Source organism: Corallococcus sp. AB049A (assembly GCF_003668885.1).
GTDB lineage: Bacteria > Myxococcota > Myxococcia > Myxococcales > Myxococcaceae > Corallococcus > Corallococcus interemptor.
Genome location: NZ_RAWL01000430.1, coordinates 1 through 7,109 on the forward strand (window position 1 = coordinate 1; position 7,109 = coordinate 7,109).

General features: G+C 69.3%; 5 protein-coding genes. 3 read left to right on the plus strand and 2 right to left on the minus strand.

What is annotated here, in order from left to right; translation table 11 throughout:
* The first annotated feature begins 151 nt into the window (after positions 1-151).
* On the plus strand, positions 152-913 hold the full coding sequence (locus D7X55_RS32450; protein WP_121725084.1) for an SDR family NAD(P)-dependent oxidoreductase: 762 nt from the start codon (positions 152-154) through the stop codon (positions 911-913).
* Between the two features lie 14 nt (positions 914-927).
* The gene (pyrF, locus tag D7X55_RS32455) at positions 928-1,788 is read left to right on the plus strand and encodes an orotidine-5'-phosphate decarboxylase (protein WP_121725085.1); all 861 of its coding nucleotides are present in this window, start codon (positions 928-930) and stop codon (positions 1,786-1,788) included.
* Between the two features lie 34 nt (positions 1,789-1,822).
* Here pyrF and D7X55_RS32460 read toward each other — a convergent pair whose 3' ends face one another.
* Entirely contained in the window at positions 1,823-4,396 is a 2,574-nt protein-coding gene (locus tag D7X55_RS32460; protein WP_120552569.1) for a penicillin-binding protein 1A, read from the minus strand.
* 31 nt (positions 4,397-4,427) lie between these two features.
* Positions 4,428-5,390 carry an RluA family pseudouridine synthase gene (locus D7X55_RS32465; protein ID WP_014399245.1) on the minus strand — a complete coding sequence of 321 codons (963 nt, stop codon included), beginning with the start codon at positions 5,388-5,390 and terminating at the stop codon, positions 4,428-4,430.
* A 44-nt stretch (positions 5,391-5,434) separates the two neighbouring features.
* Between D7X55_RS32465 and D7X55_RS32470 the strand changes: the two genes are divergently transcribed.
* On the plus strand, positions 5,435-6,910 hold the full coding sequence (locus tag D7X55_RS32470; RefSeq protein ID WP_199747260.1) for a pentapeptide repeat-containing protein: 1,476 nt from the start codon (positions 5,435-5,437) through the stop codon (positions 6,908-6,910).
* The last annotated feature ends 199 nt before the right edge of the window (positions 6,911-7,109 follow it).

Genomic DNA, 7,109 nt, shown 5'->3' on the forward strand with positions numbered 1-7,109 from the left:
CCCGAAGAGGCCCCCTCCCCCCGTCCCTCCAGGGTGACAACGCACAGTGAACGGCGCCTCGTCCTTCCGGCGGGGGGGAGGGGTTTTGCGTGCCCTCGGGCGCGCAACCGTGCGACAAGGCAGGCCGCTGCGACACCTTTCGGAGGACGGCATGGCGGAGATGACCTACCGGACGGCGCTGGTGACTGGCGCCTCGAGCGGCCTGGGACGTGGACTGGCCCTGTGGCTGGCGAAGCACGGCGTGCGCGTGTTCGCGACGGGCCGGCGGCTGTCACAGCTGCAGGCGCTCTCCGCGGAGGCCCAGGCCGCGGGCGCCGCGGTGGAGCCCATCGTCATGGACGTCAACGCGACGGAGGCCTCCCAGGAGCGCATCCGCGCCATCGACGCGGAGTGCGGCGGGCTGGACCTGGTGGTGGCCAACGCCGGCATCGGCGGCCCCACGCACGGCAAGCGCATGGACTGGGAGCGCACGCGCTCCATCATCGACACCAACGTCACCGGCGCCGCCGCCACGCTGTGCGCGGTGCTGCCGCAGATGGTGGAGCGCCGCCGGGGCCACATCGTCGGCGTGTCCAGCCTCGCGGGCATGCGGGGGCTGGCGGGCCACGCCGCCTACTCCGCGTCCAAGGCCTTCCTCGCCACCTTCATGGAGAGCCTGCGCGTGGACTTGAAGGGCACCGGCGTCCAGGTGACGTGCGTCTACCCGGGCTTCGTGAAGAGCGAGCTCACCGCGAAGAACCACTTCCCCATGCCCTTCCTCATGGAGACCGACGACGCGGTGGAGCGCATGGGCAAGGGCATCTTCAACGGCGCCCACGAAATCAGCTTCCCCTGGCAGCTGGCCACGCCCATGCGCCTCTTGAAGGTCATGCCCAACCCGCTCTTCGACGCCACCGCGCGCCGGCTGAAGTAACAGGAGCCCTGGCCATGACGACCTTCCCGCCCCCGTCCTTCGCCCAGCGCTTCCAGAAGCTCGCCGACGAGCGCTCCCCCTTCTGCCTGGGCCTGGACCCGTCCCGCGACGTGCTCGCCCGCTGGAACCTGCCGGACACCGTGCAGGGCCTGTCCGACTTCTGCGACCGCCTGGCGGACGCGGCGGGAGAATCGCTCGCGGTGGTGAAGCCCCAGAGCGCCTTCTTCGAGCGCCACGGCCCCGAGGGGCTCGTCGTGCTCCAGCGCGTGCTCAAGCGCTTCCGCGCCGCGGGCACCCTCGCGCTCCTGGACGTGAAGCGCGGCGACATCGGGTCCACCATGGACGCGTACGCGGAATCGCTCTTCGGCAAGGGCAGCGCGTACGACGTGGACGCCGCCACCTTCACCGCGTACCTGGGCCTGGGCGCGCTGGCGAAGACGGTGGAGCTCGCGCGCTACCACGGCGCCTGTGCCTTCATCGTCGTGCGCTCGTCCAACCCGGAGGGCGCGCCCCTGCAGAACGCCGTGGGCGGCGACGGGCTCACCGTGGCCCAGGCGGTGGCGGATGGTTTGCGCAAGCTCAACGACAAGGCCGGCCGCGGGGTGTTCCCGGCGGGCGCGGTGATGGGCGCCACGCTGCCCCCGGTGGACCGCGACGTGGTGGAGCGGCTGGGCGGCGCGCTCATGCTCACGCCCGGCATCGGCTCGCAGGGCGCGGGCTTCAGCGACCTGCCCAAGCTCTTCGCCGGCCGCGAGCGGCAGGTGATTCCCACCGCCGCGCGCTCCGTGCTGGAGGCCGGGCCGGAGGTGGCCGCGCTGAAGAAGGCCCTGGAAGCACATCAGGCGCCCTCGCGTGCGTTTCGCGAAGGCGCCTGAAGGGGCACTGCGTTTCAAAGATGCGGCGCGCGGGCTACTGCGCGCCCATCATGAACTGATCGACGCCGACCTGGTTCTTGTCGGGCACGGCCTCCTTCGGCTCGGTGCCCTTCTTGAAGAACATCAGCTCCGCGCCCTTGGCTCCGGGGCTGGACACCTTGCCCGTCTTCTTGTCGATGTAGAGCCGCGCCAGCTGCATGGACTGCCAGGGGTAGAACTCCGGCTGCGGCCGGCCCTCCAGCGCGCGCTTCATGTAGTTGAGCCAGATGGGCAGCGCCGCGCGGCCACCCGTCTCGTAGCGGCCCAGCGGGTGCGGGTTCAGGTCGTAGCCCACCCACGCCACCGTCACCAGGTCCTTGGTGTAGGCCGCGAACCACGCGTCGAAGGAGTCGTTCGTCGTGCCCGTCTTGCCCGCCGCCGGCTTGCCCAGCTTCTGCGCGGGGCCGCCGGTGCCCTGGAGCACCACGCCGCGCAACAGGTGCGTGAGGATGAAGCCCGTCTCCGCGCTCATCACCTGCTCGCCCGGCTCGAAGAGGCGCGCGTAGCCCGCGGCCACGCGGTCCTGCAGCGGGGCCCACGCGTCGTCGAATGCCGTATGGTCCTCCAGCGTGCGGCCGAAGCGGTCCTCCACCTTGCGGATGAAGTACGTGGGCTTCTTGCGGCCGTAGCGGTTGAAGGTCGCGTACGCGGAAGCCAGGTCGAACGGGTACACGCAGGACGAACCGAGCGCCGCGGAGAAGTCCATGTTCATGGGCGTCGTCAGGCCCAGCTTCTTGGACCAATCCGCCATGTTGTGCACGCCCACCGCGCCGAACGTCTTCACCGCGGGGATGTTCATGGAGTTCACCAGCGCCGTGCGCAGCAGCACGTCACCCACGAACTCCTCGCTGTAGTTGGCCGGCTTCCACGACACCTTGTTGTCCGGGTCGTGCTCCACGATGGGCGAGTCCACGATGACGGTGGCCTCCGTCCAGTTCAGCTGCTCCAGCGCCGCCGAGTACACGAACGGCTTGAAGGACGAACCCGGCTGACGGCACGCCTGGAAGGCGCGGTTGAACTCGTTGTCGTCGAAGTCGTAACCGCCCACCATCGCGGTGAGGTACTGGCGGTGCGGGTCGATGGACACGAGCGCGCTCTGGGCCTCCGGCGTCTGCTCCAGCCGGAAGAGCTTCACGCCCTCCTCGGGGATGTCCTCCGCGAGCTTCTTGTCCCACTGCTCCTTGTCGTCCGTGAGTTCCTTCTTCACCACGTGACGAAGGACGACGACGTCACCCACCGCCACGGCCTTCTTGACGGAGGTGATCATGCTCGCCGGGTAGTAGCTCTCCGGGTTCACCTTGCGCGCCCAGCGCATGCCCAACAGCGGCAGCCGGCCCTGGTGCGGCCCCACCTGCACGTCCGAGCCCTTGCCGTCGTCGTCGATACGGGTGACGACGCCCACGTAGAGGCGGTTCTCGACGAGCTCCTCCTTGCCCATGGCCTTCTTCGCCTTGGCGATGAAGGCGCTGCGCTCGGCCTCGGTGGACAGCTGCATCACCGGACCGCGCCAGCCCTGGCGCTTGTCCACGGACATCAGGCCGTCCAGCACGGAGTCCTGCGCCGCGCGCTGCCGCTCGCTGTCCATGGTGGTGAAGACCTTGAGGCCTTCCTTCAGCAGCACCGGGTTGCCGTAGCGGTCCACGATGTCCTTGCGCACCTGCTCCACGAAGTACGGGGCGAACTCGTGGAAGACGTCCTCCACCGGGTACACCTTCACCGGCTCCGCGTTGGCCTGGTCATGCTCGGCCTTCGAAATCATGCCCTCCGTCAGCATGCGGCCCAGCACGTACGAGCGGCGCTTCTTCGCGGCCTCCGGACGCAGGAAGGGCGAGTAGCGGCTGGGCGCCTGGGGCAGGCCCGCGATGAGCGTCATCTCCCCCAGCGTCAGGTCGCGCACGTCCTTGCGGTAGTAGTTCTCCGCCGCGCTCTGCACGCCGTAGCTGTGGTGACCGAGGAAGACGTTGTTCAGGTAGAGGTAGAGAATCTCTTCCTTCGTCAGCGCCTGCTCCAGCCGGAAGGCGAGGATGGCCTCGCGAATCTTGCGCTTGGGCGTCTTCGCGGTGGCCTCCTTGTAGCCCTCGGCGGAGATGAGGACCGCCTTCGCGGTCTGCTGCGTGAGCGTGGAGCCGCCCTGCACGCCGCCGCCGCGCAGCCCCAGCTTCGTCAGCACCGTCTTGGACACGGCGCGCGTGGTGCCCAGCACGTCCACGCCGAAGTGGTCGAAGAAGCTGGAGTCCTCGCTGGCGATGAACGCCTGCACGAGCCGCTTGGGGATGCGCTCGTAGGGCACCACCTTGCGCCGCTCGTTGTAGAACTCGCCGGCGAGCACCGCGTCGTCGGTGTAGACCTCCGTGACGATGGGCGGCCAGTACTCGTCCACCTTCGGGATGGCGGGCAGCCCGTCGGAGAAGATGTAGTAGGCGCCCACGACGGCGAGCACGCCCGCGGTGGCGCCCATGAGGCCCAGCACCGCGGCGAGCTTCATCAAGCGCACGAGGATGTTGCGCTTGGGCGGAACGCCGTCGAGCACCAGCTTGGAGCGGCTGCGGTCAATCTTCGGGTCGGCCATGCGTGTTTGTGTCGAGTCCTGGGCTCAAGGCTTAGAGGAGCGCCGCCCGCTTCAGCACGTCCTTCAATTCAGATGGCATGGGGGTCTCCACGACGACCTTCCTGTCATCCTCGGGGTGCGGAAATTCGATGCGCTCGGCGTGCAGGAACAACCTCTTGAGCCCCCAGCGCGCCCGCACGTCGCGGTTGAAGGCGAAGTCTCCGTACTTCTTGTCACCCGCCACCGGGTGCCCCACGGCGACCAGATGTCTTCTTATCTGATGCGTGCGCCCGGTCTCGATGGTGCAGGAGAGGAGGGCTGCCTCGCTCGACTGCCGCACGACCTTCCACCGGGTGACGGCCTCCTGCATGTTCACTCCCCGACGGGCCTTGGACTCAGCCGTCTGCTGGTGCTCGGCGAGCGGCAGGTCGATGACGCCCGAGTCCTTGGGCATCTTCCCCTTCACCAGGGTCAGGTAGCGCTTCTTCGGGTGGCCGTGGGTGAAGATTTCCGTGAAATGCACCATCGCCGGGCGGCGCTTGGCCACCAGGATGACGCCGGAGGTCTCCCGGTCCAGGCGGTGGGCGGGTGAGGCGGTGAAGTCGTTGCGGGTCGCCTTGGGCCCAAGGTAGGCGCGCACGTAGTCCACCAGGGTGCCCCCGGTGATGCCGCTGCCGGTGTGGACGGCCATCCCGCTGGGCTTGTCCACGGCCATGAGCCAGTCGTCTTCCATCAGGATGACCAGCCGGGAGGGGTCCACCGGTGGCGGCGGGGGGGGCGGACGGTCCGATTTCGGACGCTCCGCGAGGGTGAGCTGCTCTTCGGTGCCGCGGATGGTGAGCACGTCTCCTTCGACAAGCAACTGCTCTGGCTGCGCGCGCTTGCCATTCACCCGCACCTTCTTGGTGCGGATCATCTTGAAGAGGTGGCTGACGGGGACGTTGGGCATCCGCTTGCGCAGGTGCTTGTCCAGCCGCATCCCGACGGTGTCGGCTTCGATTCGGTACTCGATCATTTGTGCTGGCGCCTGGACCAGAGCACACGAATAATTCGGGGTCCATGCCGAAAGCCCCAACTATCGAGAAGCTGCTCCAGAACGGTTCCGCCGAATGGAACAAGCTGCGCAAGTCCGGCCAGGCCCCCACCGGTCAGACGGGCGCCACGTTCACGCAGCTGTTCTCCGCCAACGCCGACCTCTCCGGACTGGAGCTGGTGGGCTCCGAGTGGGAGCGCTGTGACCTGTCGAAGATGAACTTCCGGGACACGGACCTCACCAACGCCTACTTCCACGGCGGCCGCCTCCAGGACTGCGACTTCCGGGGCGCCAACCTGGAAGGCTGTGTCTTCGAGAAGCTCAAGCTCCTGCGCTGTGACTTCACGGGCGCCAAGGGTCTGGAAGACCTGGAGATGGACGACGTGGACATGGACCGCGTGACGGGCCTGGACGGCGAGGAGGCCCCGCCGCCGCCGCCCCCGCCGGTGCAGGGCATCACGGCGTTCACCCGTGAGCAGCGCGAGAAGATGCTCGGCCAGACGCACGGGGGCGGCGCGATGGACGGCGCGGCCTCCCCGCACCCGGACGAGCTGCCCCCGTTCCGGCCGCAGGACCCGCCGGGCTCGCTCTTCTTCCGGGCGCTCAAGCGCGTGGGCGCTCCCCCGCTCTGGGTGCTGGACGTGCCGGGCCTGCGTCCCCTGCTGCCGCAGCGGCTGCCGCCGGGCAGCTCCCTGGAGACGCTCTACCGCGAGGCGGTGAAGACGCGGCTGGAGAACAAGAAGCCCGCGGCGGACCCCGGCGCGGTGGAGCGCGCGCAGAAGGCGCTGCGCATGGGCGGCAAGGAGGCCAACGTCGCGGCGGTGTACCTGCGCGAGGTGGGCGTGCTGCCCCTGTTCCGCTTCGCCGCGGCGAAGCAGCTCAAGGCGGAGCTGCGCACCGAGGTGGAGGTGGACGACCTCACGGGCTCCGTGGATCCGCGCACCACGGGCGCGCTGCTGGAGCTGCGCCTGACGCACGAGGTGGTGGAGCACGTGCACGAGGTGCGTCGCCGGCTGGCGGCCGCGCAGCTGTACACGTCGCTCTTGGAGGCGGGCTTCAACCCGGAGAACAACTGGGATGAGGCGCTGGAGTCCGCGGACGCGTCGCTGGAGCTGGCGAACGCGGCCACGGGCGAGGACCGTCAGGCGCTGCTGGAGGGCTTCCAGGTGTTCGCGGCCCTGCCGGAGGAGGCGCGCCTGCGCCGCCTGGCGTACCTGGCGGAGTCCGTGTCCAACCTGGAGCTGCTCAGCCGGCTGCCGGAGGGCATGGAGCCGCAGTGGCTGTCCGGTCCGGAAGTGCGCGAGTGCCACGACCGCGAGATGACCTACGTGCAGTCGCTCAAGGCGCAGGACATCCCGGCGAAGGTGCCGGCGCTGGCCGCGGCGGAGCTGGGCGTGCCCGAGGGCGAGGTGCCCGAGGAGAGCGACGACGACCTGTTCGTGCACGTGCGCTGCGACGTGTGCGGCAAGGAGAAGCTCATCGTCCAGTCGCCGGAGGCCTGAGGCCTTCGTCACGCAGGTGAGTTGAACGACACGGCCCGGCCGGAGCGCGCCTCCCGCCGGGCCTCGTCATGTCGCGCGGCGCCAGTGTGCGGCAGGCCGTGCCACCCTCGTCCCCCGGGGAGGCGTTCCTCCCGCGCCCGGCTCCCTACCTTCAGGCCACGCGGCGTGGCACCGCGAGCGAGGGTGCGGCGGGCGGGAT

Excerpts from the sequence above, each read along its gene's own strand:
- D7X55_RS32450 (WP_121725084.1), top strand. The coding sequence starts at position 152 with ATGGCGGAGATGACCTACCGGACGGCGCTGGTGACTGGCGCCTCGAGC.
- pyrF (WP_121725085.1), top strand. The coding sequence starts at position 928 with ATGACGACCTTCCCGCCCCCGTCCTTCGCCCAGCGCTTCCAGAAGCTC.
- D7X55_RS32460 (WP_120552569.1), bottom strand. The coding sequence starts at position 4,396 with ATGGCCGACCCGAAGATTGACCGCAGCCGCTCCAAGCTGGTGCTCGAC.
- D7X55_RS32465 (WP_014399245.1), bottom strand. The coding sequence starts at position 5,390 with ATGATCGAGTACCGAATCGAAGCCGACACCGTCGGGATGCGGCTGGAC.
- D7X55_RS32470 (WP_199747260.1), top strand. The coding sequence starts at position 5,435 with ATGCCGAAAGCCCCAACTATCGAGAAGCTGCTCCAGAACGGTTCCGCC.